36 protein-coding genes and 1 tRNA gene are annotated in these 25319 nt (G+C 66.8%); 14 read left to right on the top strand and 23 right to left on the bottom strand.

Annotated features, from left to right (window positions below):
* Positions 1-86 precede the first annotated feature (86 nt).
* The 3 genes from ACTF4R_RS07995 to ftsZ form a co-directional block, all read right to left on the bottom strand.
* Entirely contained in the window at positions 87-524 is a 438-nt protein-coding gene (locus tag ACTF4R_RS07995) for a transcription elongation factor Spt5 (RefSeq protein WP_433626930.1), read from the bottom strand.
* A 2-nt stretch (positions 525-526) separates the two neighbouring features.
* Positions 527-694, bottom strand: a complete 168-nt coding sequence (locus tag ACTF4R_RS07990) for a protein translocase SEC61 complex subunit gamma (protein WP_440007309.1) — start codon at positions 692-694, stop codon at positions 527-529.
* A gap of 235 nt (positions 695-929) precedes the next feature.
* Positions 930-2084 (bottom strand): cell division protein FtsZ, encoded by a 1155-nt coding sequence (gene ftsZ, locus ACTF4R_RS07985; RefSeq protein ID WP_113275005.1) that lies wholly within the window; start codon positions 2082-2084, stop codon positions 930-932.
* A gap of 191 nt (positions 2085-2275) precedes the next feature.
* Here ftsZ and ACTF4R_RS07980 point away from each other — a divergent pair, with 191 nt between their 5' ends.
* The gene (locus ACTF4R_RS07980) at positions 2276-3190 is read left to right on the top strand and encodes a serine/threonine-protein kinase RIO2 (protein WP_440007308.1); all 915 of its coding nucleotides are present in this window, start codon (positions 2276-2278) and stop codon (positions 3188-3190) included.
* Here the strand turns inward: ACTF4R_RS07980 and ACTF4R_RS07975 are convergent.
* Positions 3176-3328, bottom strand: coding sequence for a DUF1328 family protein (locus ACTF4R_RS07975; protein WP_440007307.1), 153 nt, complete (start codon positions 3326-3328; stop codon positions 3176-3178). The genes ACTF4R_RS07980 and ACTF4R_RS07975 overlap by 15 nt on opposite strands.
* A gap of 338 nt (positions 3329-3666) precedes the next feature.
* Here ACTF4R_RS07975 and ACTF4R_RS07970 point away from each other — a divergent pair, with 338 nt between their 5' ends.
* Positions 3667-4257, top strand: coding sequence for a 50S ribosomal protein L15e (locus ACTF4R_RS07970; protein ID WP_113275002.1), 591 nt, complete (start codon positions 3667-3669; stop codon positions 4255-4257).
* A gap of 165 nt (positions 4258-4422) precedes the next feature.
* Here the strand turns inward: ACTF4R_RS07970 and ACTF4R_RS07965 are convergent, their stop codons facing one another.
* Entirely contained in the window at positions 4423-4779 is a 357-nt protein-coding gene (locus ACTF4R_RS07965) for a putative quinol monooxygenase (RefSeq protein WP_440007306.1), read from the bottom strand.
* Between the two features lie 280 nt (positions 4780-5059).
* Between ACTF4R_RS07965 and ACTF4R_RS07960 the strand changes: the two genes are divergently transcribed.
* Positions 5060-5302 carry a hypothetical protein gene (locus ACTF4R_RS07960; protein WP_440007305.1) on the top strand — a complete coding sequence of 81 codons (243 nt, stop codon included), beginning with the start codon at positions 5060-5062 and terminating at the stop codon, positions 5300-5302.
* Between the two features lie 41 nt (positions 5303-5343).
* Here the strand turns inward: ACTF4R_RS07960 and ACTF4R_RS07955 are convergent, their stop codons facing one another.
* A complete protein-coding gene (locus ACTF4R_RS07955; RefSeq protein WP_440007304.1) occupies positions 5344-6363 on the bottom strand; it encodes an NADP-dependent oxidoreductase in 1020 nt (339 codons plus the stop codon).
* Between the two features lie 121 nt (positions 6364-6484).
* On the opposite strand from ACTF4R_RS07955, the gene ACTF4R_RS07950 reads away from it, so the two are divergent.
* Together ACTF4R_RS07950 and hisE are read left to right on the top strand one after the other, a co-directional pair.
* Positions 6485-6937, top strand: coding sequence for a bifunctional nuclease family protein (locus tag ACTF4R_RS07950; RefSeq protein ID WP_440007303.1), 453 nt, complete (start codon positions 6485-6487; stop codon positions 6935-6937).
* Positions 6934-7251, top strand: coding sequence for a phosphoribosyl-ATP diphosphatase (gene hisE, locus ACTF4R_RS07945; RefSeq protein WP_440007302.1), 318 nt, complete (start codon positions 6934-6936; stop codon positions 7249-7251). The genes ACTF4R_RS07950 and hisE overlap by 4 nt, the downstream gene beginning before the upstream one ends.
* Positions 7252-7256: 5 nt before the next feature.
* Here the strand turns inward: hisE and ACTF4R_RS07940 are convergent, their stop codons facing one another.
* A complete protein-coding gene (locus tag ACTF4R_RS07940) occupies positions 7257-7571 on the bottom strand; it encodes an ASCH domain-containing protein (RefSeq protein ID WP_440007301.1) in 315 nt (104 codons plus the stop codon).
* A 38-nt stretch (positions 7572-7609) separates the two neighbouring features.
* Entirely contained in the window at positions 7610-7978 is a 369-nt protein-coding gene (locus ACTF4R_RS07935; RefSeq protein WP_113274995.1) for a DUF5518 domain-containing protein, read from the bottom strand.
* A gap of 149 nt (positions 7979-8127) precedes the next feature.
* On the opposite strand from ACTF4R_RS07935, the gene ACTF4R_RS07930 reads away from it, so the two are divergent.
* The 3 genes from ACTF4R_RS07930 to ACTF4R_RS07920 all read left to right on the top strand — a co-directional run bounded on the left by ACTF4R_RS07930 (position 8128) and on the right by ACTF4R_RS07920 (position 9401).
* On the top strand, positions 8128-8859 hold the full coding sequence (locus tag ACTF4R_RS07930; protein WP_440007300.1) for a DUF2270 domain-containing protein: 732 nt from the start codon (positions 8128-8130) through the stop codon (positions 8857-8859).
* Entirely contained in the window at positions 8838-8930 is a 93-nt protein-coding gene (locus ACTF4R_RS07925; protein WP_440007299.1) for a plastocyanin/azurin family copper-binding protein, read from the top strand. The genes ACTF4R_RS07930 and ACTF4R_RS07925 overlap by 22 nt, the downstream gene beginning before the upstream one ends.
* Positions 8931-9044: 114 nt before the next feature.
* Positions 9045-9401 (top strand): cell division protein SepF, encoded by a 357-nt coding sequence (locus tag ACTF4R_RS07920; RefSeq protein ID WP_113274993.1) that lies wholly within the window; start codon positions 9045-9047, stop codon positions 9399-9401.
* On the opposite strand, the gene ACTF4R_RS07915 is transcribed toward ACTF4R_RS07920, so the two are convergent.
* Genes ACTF4R_RS07915 through ACTF4R_RS07905 form a run of 3 tightly spaced genes read right to left on the bottom strand, consistent with a single transcriptional unit; the run spans position 9398 to position 11353 of the window.
* A complete protein-coding gene (locus ACTF4R_RS07915) occupies positions 9398-9790 on the bottom strand; it encodes a DUF5611 family protein (protein ID WP_113274992.1) in 393 nt (130 codons plus the stop codon). The genes ACTF4R_RS07920 and ACTF4R_RS07915 overlap by 4 nt on opposite strands.
* 44 nt (positions 9791-9834) lie before the next feature.
* Positions 9835-10617, bottom strand: a complete 783-nt coding sequence (locus ACTF4R_RS07910) for a DUF7093 family protein (RefSeq protein ID WP_440007298.1) — start codon at positions 10615-10617, stop codon at positions 9835-9837.
* 46 nt (positions 10618-10663) lie between these two features.
* A complete protein-coding gene (locus ACTF4R_RS07905) occupies positions 10664-11353 on the bottom strand; it encodes an FAD-dependent oxidoreductase (protein ID WP_440007297.1) in 690 nt (229 codons plus the stop codon).
* A 139-nt stretch (positions 11354-11492) separates the two neighbouring features.
* Between ACTF4R_RS07905 and ACTF4R_RS07900 the strand changes: the two genes are divergently transcribed.
* Positions 11493-12254, top strand: coding sequence for a DUF1028 domain-containing protein (locus ACTF4R_RS07900; RefSeq protein ID WP_440007296.1), 762 nt, complete (start codon positions 11493-11495; stop codon positions 12252-12254).
* A 14-nt stretch (positions 12255-12268) separates the two neighbouring features.
* Here ACTF4R_RS07900 and ACTF4R_RS07895 read toward each other — a convergent pair whose 3' ends face one another.
* Positions 12269-12748: an RNA-binding protein gene (locus tag ACTF4R_RS07895; RefSeq protein WP_113274988.1), complete on the bottom strand. Its 480-nt coding sequence runs from the start codon at positions 12746-12748 to the stop codon at positions 12269-12271.
* A gap of 115 nt (positions 12749-12863) precedes the next feature.
* Here ACTF4R_RS07895 and ACTF4R_RS07890 point away from each other — a divergent pair, with 115 nt between their 5' ends.
* Together ACTF4R_RS07890 and ACTF4R_RS07885 are read left to right on the top strand one after the other, a co-directional pair.
* Positions 12864-13163 (top strand): DUF7562 family protein, encoded by a 300-nt coding sequence (locus tag ACTF4R_RS07890; protein ID WP_113274987.1) that lies wholly within the window; start codon positions 12864-12866, stop codon positions 13161-13163.
* Between the two features lie 71 nt (positions 13164-13234).
* A complete protein-coding gene (locus ACTF4R_RS07885) occupies positions 13235-14515 on the top strand; it encodes a ribonuclease catalytic domain-containing protein (RefSeq protein WP_440007295.1) in 1281 nt (426 codons plus the stop codon).
* Here ACTF4R_RS07885 and ACTF4R_RS07880 read toward each other — a convergent pair.
* Positions 14512-15012, bottom strand: a complete 501-nt coding sequence (locus ACTF4R_RS07880) for a GNAT family N-acetyltransferase (RefSeq protein ID WP_440007294.1) — start codon at positions 15010-15012, stop codon at positions 14512-14514. The two genes, ACTF4R_RS07885 and ACTF4R_RS07880, sit on opposite strands and share 4 nt — an antisense overlap.
* A gap of 77 nt (positions 15013-15089) precedes the next feature.
* On the opposite strand from ACTF4R_RS07880, the gene ACTF4R_RS07875 reads away from it, so the two are divergent.
* Positions 15090-15770, top strand: a complete 681-nt coding sequence (locus tag ACTF4R_RS07875) for a uracil-DNA glycosylase (protein ID WP_440007293.1) — start codon at positions 15090-15092, stop codon at positions 15768-15770.
* Here ACTF4R_RS07875 and ACTF4R_RS07870 read toward each other — a convergent pair whose 3' ends face one another.
* The 9 genes from ACTF4R_RS07870 to ACTF4R_RS07830 form a co-directional block, all read right to left on the bottom strand.
* On the bottom strand, positions 15771-16070 hold the full coding sequence (locus ACTF4R_RS07870) for a DdfA family disk-determining factor (RefSeq protein ID WP_440007292.1): 300 nt from the start codon (positions 16068-16070) through the stop codon (positions 15771-15773).
* A 93-nt stretch (positions 16071-16163) separates the two neighbouring features.
* Positions 16164-16640, bottom strand: coding sequence for an Lrp/AsnC family transcriptional regulator (locus ACTF4R_RS07865; protein ID WP_440007291.1), 477 nt, complete (start codon positions 16638-16640; stop codon positions 16164-16166).
* Positions 16641-17115: 475 nt separating this feature from the next.
* On the bottom strand, positions 17116-17640 hold the full coding sequence (locus ACTF4R_RS07860; protein WP_440007290.1) for a GNAT family N-acetyltransferase: 525 nt from the start codon (positions 17638-17640) through the stop codon (positions 17116-17118).
* Positions 17641-17743: 103 nt separating this feature from the next.
* Positions 17744-17815, bottom strand: a tRNA-Ala gene (locus ACTF4R_RS07855).
* A gap of 8 nt (positions 17816-17823) precedes the next feature.
* Positions 17824-18435, bottom strand: a complete 612-nt coding sequence (locus tag ACTF4R_RS07850; RefSeq protein ID WP_440007289.1) for a rhomboid family intramembrane serine protease — start codon at positions 18433-18435, stop codon at positions 17824-17826.
* Positions 18436-18570: 135 nt separating this feature from the next.
* Positions 18571-18879, bottom strand: coding sequence for a 30S ribosomal protein S10 (rpsJ, locus tag ACTF4R_RS07845; RefSeq protein WP_113274978.1), 309 nt, complete (start codon positions 18877-18879; stop codon positions 18571-18573).
* A 3-nt stretch (positions 18880-18882) separates the two neighbouring features.
* Positions 18883-20151 carry a translation elongation factor EF-1 subunit alpha gene (tuf, locus tag ACTF4R_RS07840; RefSeq protein ID WP_440007288.1) on the bottom strand — a complete coding sequence of 423 codons (1269 nt, stop codon included), beginning with the start codon at positions 20149-20151 and terminating at the stop codon, positions 18883-18885.
* Between the two features lie 156 nt (positions 20152-20307).
* The gene (locus ACTF4R_RS07835; protein ID WP_440007287.1) at positions 20308-21255 is read right to left on the bottom strand and encodes a homoserine dehydrogenase; all 948 of its coding nucleotides are present in this window, start codon (positions 21253-21255) and stop codon (positions 20308-20310) included.
* The gene (locus ACTF4R_RS07830) at positions 21252-21779 is read right to left on the bottom strand and encodes an amino acid-binding protein (RefSeq protein ID WP_113274975.1); all 528 of its coding nucleotides are present in this window, start codon (positions 21777-21779) and stop codon (positions 21252-21254) included. The genes ACTF4R_RS07835 and ACTF4R_RS07830 overlap by 4 nt, the downstream gene beginning before the upstream one ends.
* 248 nt (positions 21780-22027) lie before the next feature.
* Between ACTF4R_RS07830 and ACTF4R_RS07825 the strand changes: the two genes are divergently transcribed.
* On the top strand, positions 22028-22174 hold the full coding sequence (locus ACTF4R_RS07825; RefSeq protein ID WP_433626861.1) for a hypothetical protein: 147 nt from the start codon (positions 22028-22030) through the stop codon (positions 22172-22174).
* A 69-nt stretch (positions 22175-22243) separates the two neighbouring features.
* On the opposite strand, the gene ACTF4R_RS07820 is transcribed toward ACTF4R_RS07825, so the two are convergent.
* Positions 22244-24427, bottom strand: a complete 2184-nt coding sequence (locus ACTF4R_RS07820; RefSeq protein WP_440007286.1) for an elongation factor EF-2 — start codon at positions 24425-24427, stop codon at positions 22244-22246.
* 141 nt (positions 24428-24568) lie between these two features.
* Here ACTF4R_RS07820 and ACTF4R_RS07815 point away from each other — a divergent pair, with 141 nt between their 5' ends.
* Complete coding sequence (locus tag ACTF4R_RS07815; protein WP_433626856.1) at positions 24569-25318, top strand: DUF5781 family protein; 750 nt, start codon at positions 24569-24571, stop codon at positions 25316-25318.
* Position 25319 lies beyond the last annotated feature (1 nt).

Raw genomic sequence — 25319 nt, 5'->3', positions numbered from 1 at the left:
GTCTTCGGTGCGTACGGCTACGCGGTCTGCGTGTCCGAGAACTGGTGTACCGCGCTATCGCCGCTCCGAGGAGCGGATCACTTCGTTCACCGCTCCTCGCTGTCCAGCACGCGGATCTGGTCGCCGCGCACGGTGACCGGAATCGGAACCGTCGCCTCGTACAGTTCGACGGTGACCTGGTCTTTGCCCTCGTCGATGCGCTGGACCTGCGCCTTCTCGCCCTTGAACGGGCCGGCGATGAGTTCGACGATGTCGCCCTCCGCGATACCCTCGACGTCCGGCGTCGGCGAGAGGAAGTGCTCGACCTCCGAGATGTCGCTGTTCCCGGGGACGATGCTCCGGGCGTGGGGAATCTCGTCGAGCACGCGCGACAGGATGCCGTCGTCGTCCGCCTCGACCATCACGTAGCTCGTCAGCGAGTCGGGCGCGAGGGCGGCGTGTATGTCCTCCTCCTCGCGGTTCATTATCATGTCCGCGACGGTGCGTTCCTGGCTGGCCGTGGTTTTGACTGCGTAGATGCCCATGGTTATGTCGGAAGGAAGCTCATGACGGCGGCGATGACGAAGCCGAGCAGGCCGACGAGGATGATGCCCGCGCCGGCGATCTTCGATATCTTAGAGAACTCGTTCCACGATGGCGTACTCGCCAGTTTGAGTACGCGAACGTACGACGAGAGTTCGAGTTTGACGTCCATGTTACCCCCACTTGGCCATGCGGGGTTTTCTATCTTTCCAAGGTGGTCGGATCGCTGACGGGAGACGCGGCCAGCGCAGACGCTCGTCGGGACTCTCGCGCGGGCGGTCGGTGTCGAGGGCCGGGCGCCGCCAGCGGAACTGCCTCCGGTCGTCGGACCTGCGACTGCTGGCGAGTCGTCGCGGACCGTCGAACGACGAGAGCGCGATAGAACGAAGTCGGAGACTGGGTTGCGGTTACTCGACGTAGTCGATGTCTTCGCCGTTGCTCTTGGCCTGCTGGGCCTGCTCGGCCTCGTTGCGGCCGTATATCTGGGGCGACTCGACGCCGGTGACGACTATCATCGTCCGCATCGTCCCCTCGAGTTCCTCGTCGATGGAGGTCCCCCAGATGATGCGCGCGTCGGGGTCGATGCGGTCGTAAATCTGCTCGACGACGCCCTCGGCCTCCTCGATGGCCATGTCGTTACCTCCGGTGACGTTGACGAGGGCGGACTTCGCACCGCTGATGTCCACGTCGAGCAGCGGCGAGCGCAGCGCGGACTTCACCGAGTCCTGGGCCTTCTGGTCGGAGTCGGACTCGCCGAGTCCGATCATGGCGACGCCGCCCTTCTCCATGACGGTGCGAACGTCGGCGAAGTCGAGGTTGACGAGGCCGGGCTTGGTGATGAGTTCCGTGATGCCTTTCACCGAGCGCATCAGCACCTCGTCGGCGACCTTGAACGCCTGCTTGACGGGGAGTTTACCGACCGAGTCGAGCAGGCGGTCGTTCGGGACGACGATGACCGTGTCGCTCACGTCCCGGAGACGCTCCAGGCCGGCTTCGGCGTTGGTGCGCCGGACCTCGCCCTCCGCGGTGAACGGCGTCGTGACGATGGCGATGGTGAGCGCGCCGGCTTCGCGGGCCGCCTTGGCGACGACCGGAGCGCTTCCGGTGCCCGTGCCGCCGCCGAGACCGGCCGTGACGAACACCATGTCCGAGCCCTCGATGGCGTCGTAAATCTCCTCCTGGCTCTCGAGGGCGGCCTCCTCGCCGACCTGCGGGAGCGACCCCGCGCCGCGGCCGTTCGTCTTCTGCTCGCCCATCAGAATCTTCTGGTCTGCCTCGATTTCGACCAGATGCTGGACGTCCGTGTTCGCGGCGACCAGCGTCGCGCCGTGGATGCCCTCTTCGGCCATCCGGTTGACGGTGTTCCCGCCACCACCGCCACAGCCGACGACCGTGATGTTCGTCTGGAGATCCTGGAGGACGTCTTTCAGTTCTTCGTCCGTCATCGCCCCCGAGGGCGAGGGGTCTTTCTTCGCGTCCGTGCCACCACCCATCTGTGACTGCTGGGGCGGCTGTTGCTCCCCCTCAGCCTCCTCAATGGCGTCTTCGACAATGGAGTCCATCCTTGGCCCTTCCTTTACAAACGCAGATTAATTATCTTTCCCCTCTGGATGACGCTCGTCTGACGCGTGCACGCACGGCGCACGCACGACGCCGACTCCGAGGACGCGAGTCGTCCCGGGAACGACGTCTCCGACGGCGACGCCGTTCGGGGTCGCAAGCGCCTTACGCGACGGGCGATTACCGGGAAGCGATGGTGCGGAACGTCGCCCCCGAGATGGCGGACCTGGAGGCGGAGGACTTCCACCTCCTGTCGGGCGTCGAGCAGGGGATGCGCTTCAGCGAGTGGGTCCAGAAGAGCAAGATACCGGAGTTTTCGCGGCTCACGCCCGAGGAGGTGGACTACCGGCTGGACCGGTGTCTCGACCGGGAGTTACTCGAACGGCAGACCATCCAGTACGAGGGGTACACGCTCAAGTTCGAGGGGTACGACGCGCTGGCGCTGCACACCTTCGCCGAACGGGACACCATCGACGGCGTCGGCTCGCCGCTCGGTGTCGGCAAGGAGAGCGACGTGTACGAGGTGCAGTCGTTCCGCCCGCTGGCGCTGAAGTACCACCGCGAGGGATACACCAACTTCCGCGAAGTGATGAAAGAGCGCGATTACACGTCCGACCGGGAGCACGTCTCCTGGCTCTACACTGCGCGGAAGGCCGCCGAGCGCGAACACGGCGCTCTGGAGGCGCTCTATCCGGACGTCAGCGTCCCCCGGCCGGTGGACCACAACCGGCACGCTATCGTGATGGAGAAGATAGACGGCGTGGAACTGGCTCGGGCGAAGTTCGAGGACGAACAGGTCGTCCCCGTCCTCGACCTCATCCTCCGCGAGATGGCGAAGGCGTACGAACTCGGCTACGTCCACGCCGACATGAGCGAGTACAACGTCTTCGTCGCCAGCGACGGCATCACGATCTTCGACTGGCCCCAGGCCGTCGACACGGACCACGAGAACGCCGACGAGTTCCTCGAACGCGACGCGTCCAACGTCGTCGGCTACTTCCAGCGGAAGTACCCCGGGCGCGTTCCCGAGGTAGACGCGGCGGCGCTCGCAGCGGGAATCGCCGACGGCGAGTTCGAGACGGTCCGCGACTTCTCAGAGGATCATTGAGACGACCGCCAACACGAGGAAGATGATCACCAGCCACTTGGCGATGTCCATCGACATCCCGGCGACGCCACCGGCGCCCAGCGCACCGGCGATTATCGCGAGGACGAAGAACGCGATTGCGAGTTCGAGGACGGCCATCAGCGACCCTCCGATTCGGCGATTCTGTATAGTAGTATTCGATTCATAGTCGTATTTCGACGGGGAGACGTTTGGGGTTTCTGGCCGCTTTCAGAAACCAACGCGAACGGGACCGCTAGCGACGACGGCGCCGAAACGACGACGAACCGTTCGGACCGGTTCGACGGGAAGACGAAGGCCTTAAAGCCCGAGACGGTAAACGAACGAACGACTCGCTGGGACGACGGGCACCAGCGGGCGCCTGCGAACGCAGGTCGGAATGTGGCGTACGCGGTCTCGAACCGCGGGAGGCGTTCGCGCCGAACTCGCTGAACCATCCAACGCCCGTGGTGATAACCATGGCAAAGAGCTTCTACTCGCACATCCGAGACGCATGGAAGGACCCGGACGACGGCAAGCTCGCCGAACTCCAGTGGCAGCGCAAACAGGAGTGGCGCGACCAGGGCGCTATCGAGCGCATCGACCGCCCGACCCGGCTCGACCGCGCCCGCGAACTCGGCTACAAGGCCAAGCAGGGCGTCGTCGTCGCGCGCGCCAGCGTCCGCAAGGGCGGCGCGCGCAAGCAGCGGTTCAAGGCCGGCCGGCGGTCCAAGCGCCAGGGTGTCAACCGCATCGGTCGACGCAAGAACATCCAGCGCATCGCCGAGGAGCGGGTCAGCCGCAAGTTCCCCAACCTCCGCGTGCTGAACTCCTACTGGGTCGGCGAGGACGGTAGCCAGAAGTGGCACGAAGTGATTCTGCTCGACCCCGAGCACCCGGCCATCCAGAACGACGACGACCTCAACTGGATCTGCGACGACAGTCACCGCGGGCGCGCGTTCCGCGGCCTGACCAGCGCCGGCAAGGGCAACCGGGGACTCCAGCAGCGCGGCAAGGGTACCGAGCACACCCGGCCCAGCAACACGAAGGACAAGGGCCGCGGGAAGTAACGGTTCCCTCGTTCTCGACCGCTTCTCTCAGCAACCCCGAGCGGCGCGTCTGGACGTTTCGCACGGGGCGTACGTCGGCACCGAGAGCGACGCCGACGGAACGTCGCACCGCGGATAAACCGAACTACGCTGTATCGAATCGCCGCCTGGCGGTCGAAACGCGCGCTACGCCCTCTCGGCACCCTCCGCGTCGGGAAGGCTCGCCTCTGTGGCGTCGAACCGAACTACCTCCGGTTCCTCGTCGAGTTCGAACCGGACGGTTTCGAGTCGACCGTCGGTCAGGGCCGGAAGGTCCGCCACGAACGCCCGGTCGTGGTCTGTCCGCACGTGCGCCTCCAGCGCCGTCTCGTCCTCGTAGCGCTCGAAGAACCGGACCACGTCGGGATCCTGGAGGTCCGTCGTCGCCCGGTAGTCGACGACGCCGTCCTCCTTTCGTGACTGCTCGACGAGGGCGGCTATCGCTTCGAGCGCTTCGTCGCGGCGGTCCGATGCTACCGGGATGCTCGTCTGGACGACGATCATGCGATTCCCGTCGGACGGACGCCACAAAGTCGTTCGGAGAACTGCAGTTCACGTCGAATCCCGATACGTCGACCGTCGGTTCGGCGTCGTCCGTCGGAGTACGGGCGACGGAGGAGGGAGAACGGACCGGAGTCACGCTCGGACGGAGGCTGCGGACCGTGGCCGAGTCACCCTGTCGACCGAATCGGGGGGATTCGGGCCGTCTCCGGAGCGTCTACAGCAGGTGCTGGCACACGCAACCAGCACGGTTAGAGGAGAAGGGACGATGATGTAAGACGCAATGGTACGAGACATCAACTCCGACGACGTCGACAAGTCGGTCGTCACCAGCGACGGTACCCGCATCGGCCGCGTCACGAACGTCAACGACGGCAACGCCCGAGTAGACCGGGACGACGACGCGGACCTGACCGACAAGGTCAAATCGATGCTCGGCTGGGGCGACTCCGACGACAGCCACGAGGTGCGGAACGAACACGTCGACCGCATCGACGACGACCGCATCCACCTGCGCAACAAGTAACGCGTCGCCTACGTGTTCTTTTCGCCGTTCCGTCGGCGAGCCTACGCCTCGCGTTCGCCGACCTTCACGAGCTGTTTACCGATGTTCTCGCCCTCGAACAGTCCGAGGAAGGCGTCGGGAGCGTTCTCCAGGCCCTCCGTGACGGTCTCGCGGTACTCGATTTCGCCCGAGGAGACCCACCCTCCGAGCTTCCGGGTCGCCTCACCGAATCGAGGCGCGAAGTCGCCGACGAGGAAGCCCTGCACTCGCGCTCGCGTCTCGATCAGTTTCGGGAGCTTCCGCGGTCCCGTCGGCATCTCCTGGGCGTTGTACAGCGATATCTGGCCGCAGACTGCGACCCGGGCGTCGACGTTGAGTTTCGAGAAGACGGCGTCGGTTATCTCGCCGCCGACGTTGTCGAAGTAGGCGTCGACGCCGTCCGGAGCCGCGTCGTCGAGCGCGGCGCGGTAGTCGTCGGTGTCCTTGTAGTTGATTCCGGCGTCGAAGCCGAGGTCGTCTTCGAGGAACGAGACCTTCTCGTCGGAGCCGGCGAACCCGACGACGTGCGCGCCGGACAGCTTGGCTATCTGGCCCGCGACGGAGCCGACCGCGCCCGCCGCCCCGGTGACGACGAACGTGTCGCCTGCCTTCGGTTCGGCCACCTCGCGCGTGCCGAAGTAGGCGGTCCGTCCCGGCATCCCGAGCACGCCGAGCGCGGTCGAGATGGGTGCGAGGTCGGGGTTCACTGGCTGGAGGTCGGTTCCCGGCGCGGTGACGTAGTCGGCCCACTCAAGGTTGCCCGTCACCACGTCGCCCTCCTCGACGTCCGCACCGTTCGACGCGACGACCTCGCCGACGACGCCCCCCTTGAGGGGTTCGCCGACCGACCAGGGCTCGGCGTACGACTCGCCGGCGTCCATCCGACCGCGCATGTAGGGGTCGACCGAGAGGTAGAGCGTTCGAACCAGCGCCTCGCCCGGTCCCGGGTCCGGCACGTCCGCTTCGACCAGGTCGAACGTGTCGCGGTCCGGTTTCCCCTCGGGGCGCTTCGCCAGCAGGAACTTCCGGTTGGTCTCAGACATGGACGTAGATACGGTCGCGCCCCGGAAGGATGCTCCGGTAGGGGCAGGGACGAGGGGAACTCGGGGAGGGATTCGACGGAGGGTGAGCAAGTTTTTGACGATGGCGACCGACGATTGCGCTATGGACGTGACAATCGACGCGGTGCGCGTGGCCGTGACCGACGAGGGGCCACAGCCCATCGTGGTGCTCGCACCGGACGACGACGACGACGTGTTGCCCATCTTCATCCGCCTGGAGGAAGGCGTCAGCATCGCCCGGGGGATGGAAGCCGAGGACATCGGACGCCCGCTCACGCACGACCTCCTGCTGGACGTGATGGAGGAACTCGGCGGGCGCGTCGAGCGCGTCGTCGTCAGCGAACTCTCCAACCACACGTACATCGCCGAGCTACACGTCCAGACGCCACGGGACGAGACGGTCATCGACGCCCGACCGAGCGACTCGCTCGCGCTCGCGGCGCGCACCGGTGCGAGCGTCGAGGTGGCCGAGGAAGTGTTCGAGGACGGCCGTCAGTCGCGCGCGCAGTTCGACGACCTCCAGGACATCCGGGACGTCGCCGAGATCGGTCCATGACGGGGCGGCGAGACGCCGACGGGACGCCGACCGACGACGTGCTCGACGACCTCTTCGCCGTCATCGAGGACCGAAAGGAGACGCTGCCGGAGGGCTCCTACACCGCGTCGCTTTTCACCCACGAGAAGGGACAGAACGCCGTCCTGGAGAAGCTGGGAGAGGAGACCACCGAACTCGTGCTGGCCGCCAAAGACGACGACCGCGAGGAGATAGCCCACGAGAGCGCCGACATCGTCTACCACCTGCTCGTCCTGCTGGCGATGAAAGACATGGACGTCGCGGACCTGCGTTCGGAACTGGCCGAACGACGCTAGCGTCCTCAATCGACGCGCTCGAATCGGTGGCGGTACACCGTCGCGTCGTCGTCCCACTCGAAGTTCTCGTGCGCGCGGTTCAGCCGTTCCCGGTACGCGTCCAGATCCTCCGACCCCTCGGCCTGGGCGTCCTCGTCGGTCAGGTCGCCCAGCGTTCGCTCGGTCACCGAGACCACCTCGAAGCGGTCGCCGTCTATCTCGAAGGTGTCGCCCTCGTCGGCGTAGCGGTCGCCGCGGTGGAGCTGTGAGACGCGCCCCGACGCGACCGCCTGGCGAACGCGCTCCGCTGGAAGAATCGTGTCGGCGTCTATCGCTGTCATGGACGTGATTTCGGCCGCGCGAGTGAAAACGGCTCGGGTTACTGGGCCTTCAGCCAGCCGCCGACGGCACCCCCGACCGCGCTGTCCAGTGCCAGCAGGAGCGTGACGACGACGGCGACCAGGAAGAGCCCCGCGCCGCCGAACAGCGACCCGACGGGGCCGCCGGCGAGGCCGCCGAACACCGACCCGGCCAGGCCGAGCAGGAGCGCGACGGCGACGCCGGCGACGGAGCCGGCGAGCAGACCGTGCCAGAACCCGCGGCCGAGGCCGCCGCCGGCGACGTAGCCCGCCGCGAAGCCGCCGATCAGCCCCGCCCCGACGTGACCGACGCCCGGGATGGCGAACGCGAAGACGCCGGCGATCACCGAGACGACGAACCCGACTCCGACCGCGTACCAGTCTGTCATACGCCCGGTTAGGCGCGTCTCGAATAAAAGCGTGGTCCCGGGGCCGGGGGAGAGCGAGCCGTCACCGCTGACCGGAAGCACACGGTTTTTACACGCCCGTACAGGACTATCGAAGCGGAAACCGCGGGCGAACTCCGGAGACGTTGACCATGACCGACCAGAGTGAGGAAGTGACCGAGGAGGCGAACCCGGACAGCCACGCCGTCGACGAGCAACTCGGCGAGGGCGTCTTCCGGGAGAGTATGGGGCCGGGCTCGTCGCTCGCGCACCTCTACCGTGGCGAGATTCACCGGATGAAGTTCTGGCGCGAGCGACTGGACCGGACGAGCAACTGGGCGATTACGCTGATGGCGGCCATCCTGACGTGGGCGTTCTCGAACCGGTCCAACCCGCACTACATCGTCCTGCTGGCCATCGTCACGGTGAGCATCTTCCTGCTCATCGAGGCGCGACGCTACCGCGCGTACGACATCTGGCGGTCCAGGGTGCGGATGCTCCAGCAGAACGTGTGGTCCTACGGGCTCGACCCCGGGCAGGACGTCGAGGACGACGACTGGCGCGAGAAGCTGAGCCGCGACTACCACACGCCGAAGATGAAAGTGACTCTCGAAGAGGCGCTGGCCCATCGCCTGCGACGGGTGTACCTGCCGCTCTTTCTCGTCCTGCTGGCGGCGTGGTTCTTCCACCTGACCGCGTACGTCTCGGGGGAGGAGTGGCCCGCCAGCGCGGCCATCGGCTGGATCCCCGGCACCGTCGTCACGGCCTGCGTCGCGGCGTTCTACGCCGGACTTCTCGTCGTCGCCTACCGGCCGCGGACGTGGAACGTCAACGGCGAACTCCTGTCGAACGACGTGTCCGGGTGGGATTACACCGAGAAGTGACCGGAACGCACCTCTACTACTGCGACCCCCACCGCTCGCTCGGGATGAAGGGCGCGGTCGTCGGGAAGTAACGCGGCGCGTCGACGGATGACTCGCTTCGGGTTCGTTCGGAAGGCGCGCCTCTCGACGAACGGACCGATTCGTCTGACGTAAGAACTATACTCGCTCAAGAGCGGAGTTTTCCTATGGGTTTCATGAGCAAAATCCTCGGAGACCGGCCCACCGGGAGCGTCGACGACTACGTCGAACTCGACCTGGACGACTTCGAGACGACGGCCGACGACGCCGGGATGAGCGTACACATCGCCGAGATTCAGGGGCAACAGGACGTCATCGACATCAAAGACGCCATCTACGACGGGGACCTCGTCGTCGCCGACATCACCCGTCTCCGGACCGAGGACACGACCGTCGAGCGCATCACCGACGAACTCCAGCAGGTCGCCCGCGAGGTCGACGGCGACATCGTCCAGAAGGGTGACGACCAGCTTATCGTCACGCCGACGGGCGTCAGTATCAGTCGCGAGAAGCTCGGTCGCTAAACGTCGTCGGGAGCGTCGGCGTCGTCCTCGACGGCGCGTTTCATCGAGTCGCGACGGGCTTTCGCGTCACGGCCGGTCGCTTCGAGGAGGAACTCGTTTTTCTTGCTGACGGCTTCCGCCGCCGCGTCAGCGTGCCCCTCGGCGATGACCTCTTCCGCGGGTCGTTCGTCGAAGTGGACCGCGAGCTTGTCCTTCTTGCCGCTGTACTCGGCGGCCCCGGCGACGATTCGGTCGAACACCGGGTTCTCCGGCTCCTCGACCACGTACAGTTCGTGGCCGTCGACCTCTTCGGTACCGGTGACTGGCCCGAAGTAGTCCTCTATCTCGGCTTTCAGGTCCGGCATACGGTCCTCGAGATGCTCACCGCGTCGCATCTTGTACTTCTTCATGGATAGACACACGTTGGACAGCGGGATGTATACCCTTTTCGCGTTCAGTCGCGCTCGCTAAGATATCCCTTGCGACACTCCGGGCAGATGTCGCCGGCTCGAAGCGAGGAGTCGGCCATCTCGTCGACGTTGCCACACTCCGGACAGACCAGTTCCCCGTCCGGGTTCGACGTGGTCGCCTGGTCGGGCTGGGGTGCCGCCCGGGCGCGAGTGAACCCGGTGTCGTCCTGCTCGCGGTCGGACGTCGCGGACTCGCGTGGTTCGGCCTCGACGAACTGGACGTCCTCCTCGGCTTCGAGGTCGGCTTCGGGGGTGAGGCCGCCGCCGAACTGCACGTCGGCGTCCTCGCCGTCGTCGACCTGGGCGTCGAAACCCTCGTCGTCCGCGTCGCTTTCGGGCCACTCGCCGTGGCTGCGGTCGGCCGAATCCTGACCGTGGTCGTCGGACTCCGGCCACTCGCCGTGGCCGCGCCCCGCCGGTTCCTCGTCCACGTCGTCCTCGTCGTCGAGGATGACGCCGTCGTCTTCCTCGGCGGTCTCCGGCGGCTCGAAGTCGTCGCTCAGCTCCGTCGACTCCCCGTCGCTCGTCGCGACGGACTCGGCCGGCTCCGTGTCGACGGCCTCGCTCTCGGGGGGCTCGGGATTCGGTTCCGGGTCCTCGATAGCCGTGACTTCCTTGTTCTCGCTGACGACGCTCCGCTCGCCGCAGCGCTTGCACTCCTTGAACTCCCGGACGGTGACGACGACTTCGTTGCCATCCTCCTCGCGCTCGCGCTCGATTTCGGATTCGGCGTAGTCGTGCCCCAGCAGCGAACACCTGAGACCCATTAGCAGTGGGTTATTTTCACGGGGTACTAAAAGGGTACTGCTTCATTCAGCTGGGACCGAAGTTCTCCGCCTTCGCGTCCGCGAAGTCGTGGCCGGACTCCGCCAGCGCCTCCTCGGCGGCGTCGAGGAAGTCGGCGAACCCGTAGACGAAGAGCTGGCCCGTCGCCTCCCGTAGCGTCTCCCTGACGCGCTCGTCGTCGGCCAGCGCCTGGTCGGTCATCACGACCGTCGCTCCGCGGTCGGCGAGCGCGCGCAGTCGGTCCTCGTGGGCCGGCGCGTCGTCCTGGTAGACGACGACCGCGTCGTGTCCGTCCGCGACCGCGCGCTCGCCGATGCCGACCGCCGGTCCCACGCCGGGGCCGCCGGCGAGCAGGACGACCGACTCCTCGCCCTCGTAGTAGGCCTCGCCGTACGGGCCGTCGACGCCGACCGTGTCGCCCGCCTCCCGGTCGGCGAGCCAGGGGCTGAGGTCGCCCTCCGGGTCGACGCCGACCGTTATCTCGAACGTCTCCGCCCCGCCCTCGGACTCGTCAGACGAGCCGTTCGAGCGCGGCTCGAAGACGTCCGGCGACGAGAGCGTGTAGTGACGCGTTATCGCTTCGCCGTCCACCTCGCCCCGGATCTGCACGAACTGCCCCGGGCGGGCGTCGAACGCGGGCGGCGTCTCCAGTTCCAGCGCGACCGTGTCCTCGCCGACCTCCCGGACGGCTCGCACGACGACTTCGGTTTCGTCCATGGGCGGGATTGGTCGGGGCGCGACAAAGAAGTTCTCGCTCTCGACTCGGGCGGCGTCGCGGGACGAACGGACTCGAACCGCCGCGCCGCCGCGCGCCGCGAGACGGACCTTTTTGCCGTCGCGCCGCCACGCCCCGACCGTGACGTTCAGCATCTGCGTGCGCGAGGAGTACGAGGACGAGTCGGGCGACGAGCAGCGCCGCTTCGGCGTCGCGGTGACGACTCGTCTGCCCGCGGTCGGGACGCTGTGCCCGTTCGCCAGCGAGAACGGCGCGGTGGCGACCCAGAGCCTCGTCAACGTCGAACTCGGGCGGAAGGGAATCCGGTATCTGGACGACGGCCTGGCTGTCGAGGACGCTCTCTCGGCGCTCCTGCACGCCGACGACGGCGCGGACCAGCGCCAGCTTCACGGCGTCGACGCGGAGGGAACGTTCGCCTTCTCCGGCGAGGAGTGCAAGGGCTGGTACGGCCACACGAGCGGCGAGAACTACACCGTCGCCGGGAACCTGCTGACCGGCGAGGCCGTCGTCGAGGCGACGGCGCGGGCGTACGAGGAGCGCGCGAGCGAGGAGCCGACGGGCCGTGCCGACGGCGAGGACGCGCCGCTGGCGGAGCGGCTGGTCGACGCGCTCGCGGCGGGCCACGCCGAAGGCGGCGACAAGCGCGAGGACCTCCACGTCCAGAGCGCCGCGCTGCTGGTCGAGCGTACCGAAGACCGCGAGATGGAGCCGTACTACGACGACCTACGCGTCGACGCCACCGAGACGCCGGTCGAGGACCTGCGCGAGACGTACGAACTCGCCCGGGAGGGGTACGAGATGGCCGTCGAGCGCTACGAGGAGGCGTACGAGGCGGACGAACTCGACGGGGGCGAGGCGGACGAACCGGGAGCGGACGAGTAGACCGGGACGAGCCGTCAGACGGTGAACTCGTACAGGTCGTCGCCGACGTGGTGGAGCGACTCGACGACCTTCCCGGAGTCGCCGACCATGTCGTCGCCGCTCGTCTTGGCGCGGCCGACCGCGAGCACCTTGCCGTGGCTCTCCTCCGCGACGACGACGAGGTCGCCGGCCGAGACGTCCTCGGTGGCGTCGACGATGCCGGGGCGCATCACGTCCGCGCCGTCGCTGACGAACGACACCGCGCCCGCGTCGACCGTGACGACGCGACGCTCCGGCGGGTAGGCGTTCGCCCCTTCGACGGTGAGAAACGGCTCGTCGTCGAGGTACATGACGTGCTGCTCGCCGTTCACGAGCACGAGGTCGAACTTCGTGTCCTCGAGTTCGACGAGTTCGTACGTGTCGGCGTCGAGGTCGACGCCCAGGGTCGTCGCGAGCGCGTCCTCGATCTCGCGCACCTCGTCGCTCCGGAGGTGGTGGCGTGACTTGACCTGCATACCACATCGTCCGTCGTTTCACGGCTTAAAGCCCCGACCTTCGGGACGACGACCGCCGGACACGTATCGGAAAGTCGTCAAAAGGGCGAAGTAGGGGCGGAACGAATGGAGTGGTATGTGGGGTTCCCGGAAGAACGGGGACAAGCAGTCGGTCGTCTGCATCGCCTGTGGGACCGCCGTTCGCCGCGACGCCGCGAGAGAGTACGACAAAGAGGGCAACCGCTGGGAGCGCAAGGACAAGACGTTCGAGCACCTCTGCAAGAACTGTCACCGAGACCTCTGTCACCAGCCCCGGGACGAACTCGAAGGCATCCTCGTCGAGATCGACGCCGGCACCGTCGACCGGCAGGAGTTTCTGGCCCGGTACGAGACCACGGTCAGGGACCGGTACGGTCCGCTCGAAGAGGAAGGTTGACCGTCGAGCCGACCGGGACCGGCGGCTGACCAGTCGATACGCCTAACTGCCCGACTCTCCTACGTCTCGCCATGACCAGCGACGCACAGGCCGAGGCCGGAACGGCCGAAGGCCAGGGTCCCGTCGAGATATCGCCCGAGACCGCGGAGCGACTCGAGGAGCACCGCGAGGAACTGTTCGAGAAGTTCGACATCCGCGACGAGTTCCCCCAGGAGGTCATGACCGAGGCCGAGAAACGAACCGAGGACATCCAGTCCGAGATACAGGAGGAGGTCGACGAACGACGAGACCTCCGGGACATGACGACGTGGACCACCGACCCCGTCGACGCTCAGGACTTCGACGACGCGCTCTCGGTCGAGGAGCGCGACGACGAGTACGTCCTCTGGGTCCACATCGCCGACGTGACCCACTACGTCACGCCCGACACCAACATGTGGGAGGAGGCGGTCGAACGCGCCAACACGGTGTACCTGCCCGCCTACACCATCCACATGCTCCCGCCGATGCTGGCCGAGACCGTCTGCTCGCTCGTCCCCGACGAGGACCGCCTCGCCCACACCGTCGAGATGCACCTCGACAAGGAGACGCTGGGCTACGAGGAGATAGACATCTACAAGTCCGTCATCCGCAGCGACGAACGGCTCACCTACACGCAGGCCGAGAACCGCATCGACGACGAGGGCGCGCCGCTGCACGAGGAGAACCAGCTCGCGTTCGAACTCGCCGACCAGATGCACGAACAGCGCAAGGAGGACGGCAGCCTCGTTCTCAACCCACGCCGGGACCGCGCCCACACCATCATCGAGGAGTCGATGCTGAAGGCGAACAAGGCGGTCACGCACGAACTCATGTGGGACCGGGGCGTCTCTGCGATGTACCGCGTCCACCCTCAGCCGACGCCGGACGAGTGGAACGAGGCGCTCCAAGAGATACAGGATTTGGACGGCGTCTCCATCCCCGGGAGCGCGTGGGACGACCCCCGGAAGGCCGTCAACGCCACGCTCGAAGAAGCGCCGAGCCGCCAGCTCGACAAGATTCAGTGGGCGGTGATGAAGGTGATGCCGCGCGCGAAGTACATGAACGACCCCTTCGGCGGTCACCACGCGCTCAACTTCGAGATATACGGCCACTTCACGAGCCCCATCCGTCGTCTCAGCGACCTCATCAACCACTGGATAGTCTACACGAACGACGTGCCCGAGGACCTCGTGGCGCTCTGTGACCGCGCCAGCGACAAGCAGGCCGACGCCGAGGCCTGCGAGCGCGAGTACAAGCAGTTCCTCGAAGAGGTGGGTCTCGACGCCGCCGCGGTCAACAACCGCGGCATCGAGGTCGTCGAGGAGGACTAGAGTTCCGTCTCGCGGACGTACTCGTCGAAGGTCGCGGCGAACAGGTCCTGTTCGCGCTCCTCGACCACCGCGTACCCGCGTTTCTCGTAGAAGGCGTTGCCGACGTCGTTGCCGGCCATGACCGCCAGCCGGAGGCGGTCGACCCCCTCTCCGCGGAGCCAGCCTTCGATCCGGTCGAGCAGGGCGGTGCCGACGCCGTCGCCCCACCGGTCCGGAGCGACGTAGATGCGCGCGAGCCACGCCGGTTCCCCCTCGTCGCCGAGGACGGCCTGCGCGAAGCCGGCGACGTCGTCGTCCGCGCACGCCACCAGGAACCGACCGTCGTCTCGCGCCACCGACTCCGCGAGGCTGTCCACGTCGTACCATTCGTCTATCGCGCTCTCGACGGCGTCCGTACCGATGACGTCGTCGTGGGCGGCGTGCCACGACTCGCGCGCGACGCGCCGGATGTCCGCGACGTCGTCGGGCGTCGCCGAGCGGACGGTCGGGTCGTCCATGCGCGTTAGTCGTGTGACGGGCGACAAATAGATTCCGCGAGCGGAGGATTGAGTACTCAGCGCCGCCAACGCCGACCGTGCCCCAGTTCCCGGACCCGGATTCGCGCAACGTCCTCGAACCCGACTGCTCGCGCTGTCCCGAACTCGTCGAGTGCCGCAACCGCATCGCGTGGGGGAACGGCTCGCTCGACGCCGACGTGATGGTCGTCGGCGAGGCCCCGGCGTTCGGCGACGGGCCGCGCTCGACGGACACGGCGAGCGGCGACCAGCCGCGAGCAGGCGACGCCGACGCCGACCGCTGGCGCGGCGGCAACTGGACGGGGATGGCCTACACCTCGCGCCACTCCGGGCGGCGCGTCCGGGAACTGTTCGAGGCGGCCGGCTACGGTCCTGACGACCTCTACGTGACGAACGCGGTGAAGTGCTTCCCGGAAGGAGAGGACGGGAGCAACCGCGAACCCCGGTCAGAAGAGCGGGCGAACTGCTTCGAACACCTGCGGACCGAGATAGCGCAGGTCGAGCCAAGCGTCGTGGCGACGACCGGCAAGCACGCGACGACGGCGCTGCTGGAGTTCGAGTCGATACCGATGGACGGGTTCCTCGCGCGAGTGCTCGACCCCGTCGACTGCGAGCGACTGGGCGTGACGGCGCTGCCGCTACTCCACCCCTCCTACGAGAACGTCTGGCGAGCGCGGCTGGGGTACGACCGCGAGGAGTACGTCGCCGCGGTCGCGACGCAGCTCGAAGCGCACGGCTAACTACTCGTCCACCGGAGTGACGCCGGACTCGGCCGTCTCGTCGACCTCACCGACGTAGACGTGGCCGTCGCTGTGGACGGTTACGCGATGACCGAGATACGTGAAGACGACGCGACCGCTCGTCCGGGGACGACCGTCGAGACGCGGGCCGAACAGCGCGTCGAGCGCGTCCGGGTCGACCACGTCGTACAGCTGTGGGCGGATTTCGCCGACGTCAGTGTCTTCGTGGGCCGCGAGGGCGTTGACGACGGCCGTACTGGGCCGCTCGCCATCACTGCGGCTATAGGACGTACGAGACATTTCGACGGTGGATAAACGGAACCCCGGTGAATAAGGATATCGGCAGGCTCGCCCGTCCGTCCGGTAGCACCGTCGCCAGCGATGGACCCGGTACTACTCGTCGGCGGTGTCGTCGCCGAAGTGGTCGAACGGCTGGATGTGTTCGTTCTTCACCAGCTTCTGGGTGACGATGTCGAGGCCGAGGGCGTCGATGTCCTCGCCGATGACGGTCACGTCGTCGCGGTCGGTCGCGACCGCCTCGACGTGGACGTTCTCGACGCCGGTCATTATCTCCTTGACGTCCACCACGCCGTCGATCTGGAGCGCCCGTTCGGAGAGTTCGGAGCGCTCCGGAATCGGCGCGGTGCAGACGAACAGAACCCGAAGCGGAAATCCCGCGTCGTGATAGTCGATTCGCGGATGGTAGCCGTCGATGATGCCGTCCTCTTCGAGTTGCTGGATGCGATTGCCGACGGTGCTCGCCGACACGCCGACCGCATCCCCCATCTCCGTCGTGGTCGTATTTCTGGCGTCACGCTGCAGTAGGTGCAAAATGCCTGCGTCCACGTCGTCAAGCCTGTCAGAGGGCATGGTTAGTTACTACCAGACAGTGGGCCGTCGAGCGGTTTCAAACTGTGGGCCGGCGAGAAGTCCGATCCGCGACCCACAGAGAAACTCCGAGCACGCCCGAGACGACAAACTTTCGTAGGAGGCGTGGCCGAAACCCGGTGAGAGGCCAGCTCACCACCAGAGCCTCCGGCGACGTCGGGCGGTCGGTCGGGTACACCCGGGCACCGGGCGTGGTTCATCCAAGGCGTCACACGCCCTTTGTTATACCTCGGCTAACCGCGGGCGGGCGAGCGAAAACAGTGTGTAACGGTCCCGTTCGTCGACCGCGCTCATTCCGCGCACGTGGCAGCGTGCGACGTTCACGCGCCGGGTCGGTCGTGAAACGGTCAACTCGCGAGGAGTTCCGACGTCGTCCGACCGCCGTCCGTTCCGTGGCGTCGAGACGCCACCGAACGGGGCGCCGTCGACCGACCGCAGCGACGTCGAGGAGAGCGAGTCAATCCCGCCATTCGTCGACCAGCAGGCCGTACAGTACGGTGTCGACGTATTCGCCGTCGACGAAGACGTGTTGACGCTGGCGGCCCTCCTCCCGAAATCCGAGCGTTTCGAGGAGTGCCCGCGAGGCGTCGTTGGTCTCGTGCGCTCCCGCGACGAGTCGGTGACACCGGCGCTCGTCGAAAGCGTACTCGACGGCGAGTTCGGTCGCCTCGGTACCGTAGCCGTTACCCTGGTGGTCCGGGGCAACCCAGTAGGCTAATTCGGCCCGTCCCGACGACTCGTCCCAGTCGAACAGCGCGACGAATCCGACGGGGTCGCCGTCGACGCAGGCGAGGAGATTGACCGCGTTCGCCATGTACCCCTCGAAGTCCTGGTCCAGCTTCTCGCGGTTCTGTGGATGAACGCGACCCAACGACCGGCGGACGTCGGGGCGGTTGCGATGCTCGTGAAGGAACGGGAGGTCTTCGCGTTCGAGGGTACGCAAGGAAACGGTTTCGCCGCTGACGAAGACGGGGCCTGGCATACGGCCATCGTTTAACGCTATTGATAAATGCGTTCCGAAGTTCGACACTGCTGATACAATCCTGCTCGCCATTCGCTCGCTCGCAAAAAAGCTCGTTCGCGTATGGACTCGCGGGGATTTGAACCCCGGGCCTCTTCCTTGCGAAGGAAGCGATCTACCGCTGATCTACGAGCCCTCGCATGTTCATACCGGCTGGCGATTATTAGTACCTTGTGTTTCGGTACGGAGCAGGTGAAGCCGTCCCGCGACGAGGCCGAGCGCGAGACCGGCGAAGTGCGCGACGAGCGCGACCCCCGGGGCGGCCGTGGTGAGCGTCACGACCAGCGCGAGGCCAGCGACGAGCGCGACCTGGACGCCGCGCGAGAGCTGTAGCCGTCCGACCACGGCCCGGGTCACCGGGTTCGCGGCGAGCAGGTAGCCGAAGAGGCCGAACACCGCGCCGCTGGCACCGAGGACGGCCGTCGGGGGGCCGAAGAGGCCGCCGATCCACACCTGCGCGACGCCGGCCGCCATCCCGACCGAGAGGAAAAAGAGGTGAAAGCGGACGGTCGTCGTGACGCGCTCGACGAGCAGTCCGACGAACAACAGGGCGACTGCGTTCGACACCAGGTGCGGCAGGTTCGCGTGGGCGTAGACGCTCAGCGGAAGGGTCCAGGGCCGCACCGCGAGCGGCGGTGCGAGCGCGAACAGGCCGACCGCCGCGGCCGGCGCGACGAGCCGGACGCCCGACTGCACGGCGAACACGACGACGAAGACGGTCAGCGTCTGGATCGTCGGACTGCGGGACGCACACATACACCCGAGTTGTCGTCGAGTCGGCAAAAAGGTCGTGACGGACGGCGTGCCGAGCGGGTGGGGTCGCCGCGGCTCGCGGCGCGAACGCGACAGCCACGGCTGGAAGTCGGAAAGAAAGGGAGAGAAGTTGGGGAGTTAGTCCTCGAGGACGATCTCGATGCTGACGTCGTTGGGAACCTGGATGCGCATCAGCTGCCGCAGCGCCCGTTCGTCGGCGTCGAGGTCAATGAGACGCTTGTGGACGCGCATCTCCCAGTGCTCCCACGTCGCGGTCCCCTCACCGTCGGGAGACTTGCGGGTGGGAACTTCCAGCGTCTTCGTCGGGAGCGGAATCGGCCCGCTCAGGGAGACGCCGGTTTTCTCGGCGATTTCGCGAACGTCGTCGCAGATGTCGTCGAGGTCCGACGGGTTGGCACCTGCGAGACGGACTCGTGCCTGCTGCATCGTTTAGTTCTCGCTGACTTCGAGGACGCGACCGGCGGCGATGGTCTGACCCATGTCGCGGATCGCGAAGCTGCCGAGCTCGGGGATCTCCGAGGACGGCTCGATGGAGAGCGGCTTCTGGGGGCGCACCGTGACGACGGCGGCGTCGCCGCTCTGGATGAAGTCCGGATTCTCCTCCTCGACCTCCCCGCTCGACGGGTCGATTTTCTGGTCGATGGACTCGATGGTACAGGCGACCTGCGCCGTGTGGGCGTGGAAGACCGGCGTGTAGCCGGCCGTGATGACGCTGGGGTGCTGCATCACGACGATCTGGGCCGTGAACGTGTCGGCGACCGACGGCGGGTCGTCGGCGGGGCCACAGACGTCACCGCGGCGGATGTCGTCCTTGCCGATGCCGCGGACGTTGAACCCGACGTTGTCGCCGGGGCCGGCTTCGGGGACTTCCTCGTGGTGCATCTCGATGGTCTTGACCTCGCCGCCCACGTCGCTGGGCTGGAAGCTGACGTTGTCGCCCGTGTTCAGCATCCCCGTCTCGACGCGTCCGACCGGGACAGTACCGATGCCCGAAATCGTGTACACGTCCTGGATGGGGAGGCGAAGGTCGGCCTCCGTCGGCGGCTCGGGAGCCTCGAGACCGTTGAGGGCGTCGAGGAGGATCTCGCCGTCGTACCAGTCGGTCTGGTCGGACTTCTCGGCGATGTTGTCGCCCTCGAACGCCGAAATCGGGATGAACGAGGCGTCCTCGGTGTTGAACTGCACCTGCTTGAGCAGGTCCTGGACCTCGGAGACGACCTGCTTGTAGGTGTCTTCCTTGTAGTCGACGACGTCCATCTTGTTGACGGCGACGATGAGCTCGTTGATGCCGAGCGTGCGGGCCAGGAACACGTGCTCCTGGGTCTGGGGTGCGACGCCGTCGTCGGCGGCGACCACGAGCACGGCGTTGTCGGCCTGGGACGCGCCCGTGATCATGTTCTTCACGAAGTCGCGGTGGCCCGGACAGTCGACGATGGTGAAGTAGTACTCGTCGGTGTCGAACTCCTGGTGGGCGATGTCGATGGTGACACCACGCTCTCGTTCTTCGGCGAGGTTGTCCATCACGTAGGCGAACTCGAAGCCGCCCTTGCCCTTCTCTTCGGCCTCTTCTTTGTGCTGTTCGATGACGTGCTCGGGTACGTTCCCCGTCTCGTAGAGGAGACGCCCGACCAGCGTACTCTTACCGTGGTCGACGTGGCCGATAATGGCCAGATTCTGGTGCGGTTTGTCTTCGCTCATTATTATCTCACGCGCAGACGCGCTCTGTCGGAATGATTTGGCAGAAGCGGTTAAAACCATTTCGATACGCTATGCAGTCCATCTCCGTGCCGTCTGGCGGTTGTTGCCAACGATTGGCACGGTTCACATCTCGATTGAAGCGGCGAAACCGCCGCTTTACGACCGCCGTTCGAGGTGATCCACGTCCGCGAGGACGGCGGTCGCCGTCTCCGGACCGCCCGCACCGCGGCCGCTCAGGTTCAGTCGGCCGCCGCGACGCGTCTCGAACTGGACGATGTTGCGCGTGCCCGAGACGGCCAGCGTCCCGTGCTCCGGGACGAGGCGCGGACCGACCCGAACGCCGTCGTCGACTTCGCCGACGAGTCGAACGGTCCGACCGTCCTCGGCGGCGAGGTCGAGCGCGCTCCCCGGAAGGTCCTGGATGCCGGCGACCGTCGCGTCCTCCAGGGAGTACCCGCCGGACGCGAGCACGTTCGCGAGGATGACGCACTTCAGCGCCGCGTCCGTGCCGTCGACGTCGAAGGTGGGGTCGGCCTCCGCGACGCCGAGGTCCTGGGCCTCCGCGAGCACGTGCTCGTAACTCAGTCCTTCCGCGGCCATCCGCGAGAGGATGAAGTTCGCGGTCCCGTTGAGCACGCCTCGAACCGCGGTGACGTTCTCCGGACCGCGCGCGTCGATGGTGGAGAGCACCGGAATCGCGCCGCCGACGGTCGCCTCGAACCGGACGCGGCCGGCGCTGTCGCGTTCGAGCGCGCGCAGGTCGTCGTAGCGCTCCGCCACTGGACCTTTGTTCGCCAGCACGACGTGACGGTCGGCTTCCAGCGCGGCGCGGACGTGGTCGAAGCCTGGCTGGGCGTCGCCCAGCGTCGTCGGCGTCGCCTCGACCAGCGCGTCGTACTCCCCGGCGAGCGCGTCGTCGGGCGCGGCGGGACCGACGCTGCCCTCCTCGTCCTTGCGCGCGAACGCGCGCTCGACGTCCACTCCCCCGGAGTCGACGACCGCGCCGGTCGAATCGGCGAGCGCCGTGACCGCGTGGCCGTACTCGTTCGCGAGTTCGGCGACCGAGCGCCCGACCGCGCCGGCACCGAGTACGGCGAGTCTCACGCCTCGACCTCCGTGAGCGGTTCGACGAGACACAGTTCCTTCTCGGCCGCGACCGACCGGAGCGACGCCAGCACGTCGTCGACGCGGTCGGACGCCGTGGCGAGTCGGAGGCGCGCGCTCGCGGGTTCGCCCGCGGGAGCCGAGATGGACAGGTCGACCACCGACGCTCCCGTCTCGTCCTCGATGCGCGCGACGGTCCCGGAGACGTCCGCCTCGAGGACCGCGCCCGTCAGCAGCACGGTCACCTCCTCGTCGTAGCGCTCCGCGCCGGCTCTGGTGACGTTGACGCTGGCGTCCCGGAGCGCGGAGACGATGGCGTCGAACCGGTCGGGCGGACACTCCAGGTCCACCTCGACCGGGATGTGGCCCCGCGGCGTGAGCGACCCGCGCTCGTGGAACACGGAGAGGAGGTTCCCGCCGCGAGCCGCGATAGGTTCGAGGGCAGCCAGCAGTTCGCCAGGTTCGTCCGCGAGTTCCAGGCGGACGGTGTACGCCTGCACGGATCCGTCGCCGTGGTCAGTCATGATGGAACGATTCCGGGTCGGGCGGGTATAAGTGTTCACCCGAGCGCAACATTGTCCGCTGGACGGCGCGTGGCCGACGACTCGTCCGCGGCCCGCCGTCGGACGCCCGGTAGGAATCCGGTAAACGGCGGCCCCGCACCACGCCAACTGTTAGCACTGAACAACCATCGGGTACGCGCGGCCATCTCGCGGCGTTAGTCGGCGCGTAGTAATACCACTGGACGGAGCACGTGGAAGCAGGTGACAGCATGACAGTCGACGACCCCACCGAAACGACCGGACGGAGCGACGACCGCGCAGACCACGTCTGTGCGTTCTGTCAGACGGTGTTCGACAGCAGCGAGCGCGTCTGCCCGTCCTGCGACGCCAAAATAGTTCTGCGCGGCGAGCGCTGACCCGGAACGCGTCGGTCGGCACTCCGCCGTCGAGAGAAGGAGAATCGGAGCGGCGAGACTACGCGAGCGTCAGATGTAGTCAACCGCTTCGGGCAGTTCGAGCTTCATGCCCTTGCGCTCGCGGATGTCCATGATCTGTTCGCGCTGGAGGTTGTCGGCCATGACGCGGAAGCCGGCGTTCTCCGTGTTCCAGGAGGCCCGACCCTCGGTCGCGCTCCGAATGTCGGACGCGAATCCGATCATCTCCTCGACGGGTGCGATACCCTCGACGACCATGAGGTCGCCTTCCTGGTACATGTCGTCGACGCGACCACGGCGGCCCTGAATCTCGCCGGACGCCGCGCCCATGTGCTCGTTCGGCACGTCGATGCGCACGTCCTGGATGGGTTCGAGCAGTTTGACCTCGCCCTGGACCAGCGCGCTGTGGACGGCGTGGCGGACGGCGGGGATGACCTGCGCCGGACCGCGGTGGATGGTGTCCTCGTGGAGCCGGGCGTCCTCGAGCCGGATGAGGGTGCCCTCGACGGGCTCGCCGGCCAGCGGCCCCTCGTCGAGCGCCTCTTCGAGACCCTCGACGACGAGTTCCATCGTCTCGTTCAGGTGCTGGATACCCTTCGTGTCGTCGATGAGGATGTTCGTACCGTGAATCTCCTCGACGTTCTGGCTCGTGTCCTTGTCCATGCCCGCCTCCTGGAGTTCCTCGCGGCGGTCCTGCTCGGGCATGTCCATCGACACGTCGCCGAGCTTGATCTTCTCGACGATCTCCTGCTCGAGCGGCTCGGCGGTCAGGTAGAACCGGTTGTGGCGGTTCGGCGAGATGCCTTCGACCGTGTCGGTGGCGTGCTGGATGGACTCGCGGAACACGACGATGGGTTCACCGGTCGTCACCGGGATGCCCTGGTTGCGCTCGATGCGCTGGGTGATGACCTCCAGGTGAAGCTCACCCTGGCCGGAGATGAGGTGTTCGCCGGTGTCCTCGTTGATCTCGATCTGGATGGTCGGGTCCTCCTTGGACACCTGGCGGAGCGTCTCGATGAGCTTCGGCAGGTCGTCCATGTTCTTCGCCTCGACGGACTTCGTGATGACCGGCTCGGAGATGTGTTCGATGGACTCGAACGGGGTCATCTCCTCGCTGGACACCGTGGAGCCGGCGATGGCGTCCTTCAGGCCGGTGACCGCCGCGATGTTACCCGCGGGGACGCGCTCGACCTCCTCGCGCTCGCCACCCATGTAGATGCCGACGCTCTGGAGTCGGTTCTTCCCGGCGGTGCCGGAGACGTACAGCTCCTGGCCCTTCTCCAGCGTGCCGGAGAAGACACGTCCGGCGGCGATTTCGCCGGCGTGGGGGTCGATGCCGATGTCGGTGACCATCAGGACGACCTCGCCGTCCTTGTTCACCAGCTGCATGTCCTCGGCGAGTTGGGTGTCGGCGTCGCCACGCCAGATGTTCGGGATGCGCTCGGGCTGAGCGTCGACGGGGTTCGGGAAGTGCTCGGCGACCATGTCGAGCACGACGTTCGAGAGCGGCGACCGCTCTTTGAGTTCGTCGACGTTGTCGCCGCGGTTCATCTCGATGATGTCGCCGAAGTCGATGCCCGTCCGCTGCATCGACGGCATGCTGACCGCCCAGTTGTAGAGCGCCGACCCGAAGGCGACGGTCCCGTCCTCGACGGAGACCTTCCAGCCTTCCTCGTACTTCTCCTCGTTCATCCCGCGGATGAGCTCGTTGACGTCGCGGATGACGTCCATGAGCCGCTGTTGCATCTCCTCGGGACCTTCCTGGAGTTCGTTGATGAGACGGTCGACCTTGTTGATGAACAGGGTCGGCTTGACGCCCTCGCGGAGCGCCTGGCGCAGCACCGTCTCCGTCTGGGGCATCGTCCCCTCGACGGCGTCGACCACCACGAGCGCACCGTCGACGGCGCGCATCGCACGCGTCACGTCACCGCCGAAGTCGACGTGTCCCGGCGTGTCGATGAGGTTGATGAGGTAGTCGGTGTCCTCGTACTCGTGCGTCATCGAGACGTTCGCGGCGTCGATGGTGATACCGCGTTCCTGCTCGTCCTCCTCGGTGTCCATCGCGCGCTGTTCGCCCGCGGTCTCGGAGGATATCATGCCGGCGCCGGCCAGCAGGTTGTCGGTGAGCGTCGTCTTGCCGTGGTCGATGTGCGCGGCGATGGCGATGTTGCGGATCTGCTCCGGCTTGTCCATCAGCCGTTCGCACTGTTCGACGATCTTCTTTCGTCTGCCCATATATGGCTACTCCTACCCGCACGAGGTTGAAAAGCATAGTGTTTCGCCGGAGCCGAAACCGCCAGGAAACGGACCGTCCCTCTGTGATGCGGTCACACAGGGCACAAGAGTAATAGCCGCGGAGAGCCGACAACGACAGGCATGGACATCCGAGTGCATGGCCCCGCGCCCACGACGCCGTTTCTCGGGGCAGCCGACCTCCTGGAGACCGAATGCGACCTCGACCGGCCGGTCCACGTCAGGGTCCGCCAGGACCCCGACGAGCGCACGTGGACCGCCCACCCCGACGACCACCACGTCCTCAACATCTCCCAGCAGGCCGCGACCAGCGCGATGGCGCGCGAACTCGCGCTCCACGAGTACGCCCACATGGCGCGCCACGAGCAGGCCCACCCCTCACACACCCAGTCGACCGAGGAGGCCCTCTTCCTCGCGCTGGCCGGTCGGTCGGTCGAGCGCCGCAAGCTCACCCACTGCTACCAGATCGCCAACCACATGAAGGACATCTACGCCGACGACATCACCCTCGACGTCGGCCCGAGCGACAAGCTCGTCGCCTTCCTCGAGTCCGAACTGGCCGCCGCGCTCGCCGACCGCGCCGACGACGCGCGCGGCCGCCGCACCACCGCAACCGCCGACCCGGAGATAACGGCGGTCAACGCCGCGTTCGCCCTCGCGCTGGTCGAGCGCCACGACCTCGCCGACCGCGACCACCGCCTCTACGACCTCGCGCACGCCGCGGCCGACGACGCCCCCGACGTCGACGTCCAGACGTTCAAGTACCGCTTCCGCGCGCTGGGCGACGACCCCGGCGAGAGCGAGTACCGGAAAGCCCTCGTCGACGCCACCCAGGAGTACGTCCTCGGGAGCGACGGGCAGGCAGCGGACTGAC

Origin of the sequence: Halomicrococcus pelagicus, assembly GCF_051917725.1 — an archaeon.
GTDB lineage: Archaea > Halobacteriota > Halobacteria > Halobacteriales > Haladaptataceae > Halomicrococcus.
The sequence above is the reverse complement of the archived record's forward strand: the minus strand, read 5'-3'. Positions and strand labels throughout refer to the sequence as shown.